At 64.7% G+C, this 1150-nt stretch carries 1 pseudogene; it reads left to right on the top strand.

What is annotated here, in order from left to right:
• Positions 1–953: 953 nt before the first annotated feature.
• Positions 954–1150 (top strand): annotated as a pseudogene (locus APY03_RS43495) (hypothetical protein); the annotation flags it as partial.

Below are 1150 nucleotides of genomic sequence, written 5' to 3'. Positions count from 1 at the left end.
CCTGCCAGCCGCCGGGCGGATGCCCGGTGCAGCCCACCAATGGCATCAACATCGAGTTCGGCGGCAGTTTTGCGATGGAGGGCCGGCCCTTCAACATTCGCAGTGCGAACGTGCCCTGATCACCTCCGTTCGATCAGCCAATTTGCGGCCCGCCTTGTGCGGGCCTTTTTTTGGCTGTTGCTTTCCTCAGACATCGGCTGTCCACAACGAATTCTTCAGTATACGAATTCATGAAGATCAAGTAACCAATTGAAACTGACGTAACTCAGGGGCGTCAGAAAGCGCAACAAAGAAACCAAATGCAAGTAACGTAGGAATCAGCTTACACGCCATCACCCCTCGATCTGCCTCGGAGCCATTGAATGAAAGTCACGGATAAAAACGCGCTTCTGCTCCTTGTTGCCGCCGGCGCCCTGGCGGGCTGCGGAGGCGGAGGCGGTGGCTCCGGCGGTGGATTCCCGGCTTCGCTCGCCAGCGACGCGACGCTGACGCCGGCACCGCCGGCGCCGGGCGCCGACGACCCGACCGTCGCGAAGGAGGCGGAATCGTCGGAAAAGCCGCTCGATTCGAGCTGGATCAAGGTCGCCGAAGAAAATCAAGGCTTCGCATTGCCTTCCTTGCAGGCCGTGAAGTACGGGGCCAAGTCGACCTGGAGGACCAAGTACCTGTCGGGATCCGTCGTCTGCAGCAACGCAACATTCGGCGACCCGATGCCCTACGTGGCGAAAGCCTGCTACGTCCAGGCCTCAGTTCCCGCCCCAGCACCAGCGCCAGCGCCCGCCCCAGCGCCGGCCCCAGCGCCAGCACCCGCACCCGCACCTGCACCCGCACCAGCCCCAGCACCCGCACCAGCCCCAGCACCCGCACCAGCACCCGCACCAGCCCCAGCCCCAGCGCCAGCGCCAGCGCCAGTCGCAGGAACGCTGCTCGCCCAGGAGGGTGCGTCCTTCACCGTGCCTGTGGCCACCTTGGTGAAGTACGGCTCCGGCACTTCGTGGGTCGAAAAGACGGTCACCGGCACCGCGCAGTGCACCAACGAATTCTTCGGCCGTGATCCTTTGCCCTTTGTCGTGAAGGCGTGCTATTCGCTCGGCGCAGCCGCCCTCGCGCCGGCCCCAGCGCCGGCACCAGCCCCAGCCCCAGCGCCAGC

It is taken from the genome of Variovorax sp. WDL1 (assembly GCF_001541225.1).
Lineage (GTDB): Bacteria > Pseudomonadota > Gammaproteobacteria > Burkholderiales > Burkholderiaceae_C > Variovorax.
The sequence above is the reverse complement of the archived record's forward strand: the minus strand, read 5'-3'. Positions and strand labels throughout refer to the sequence as shown.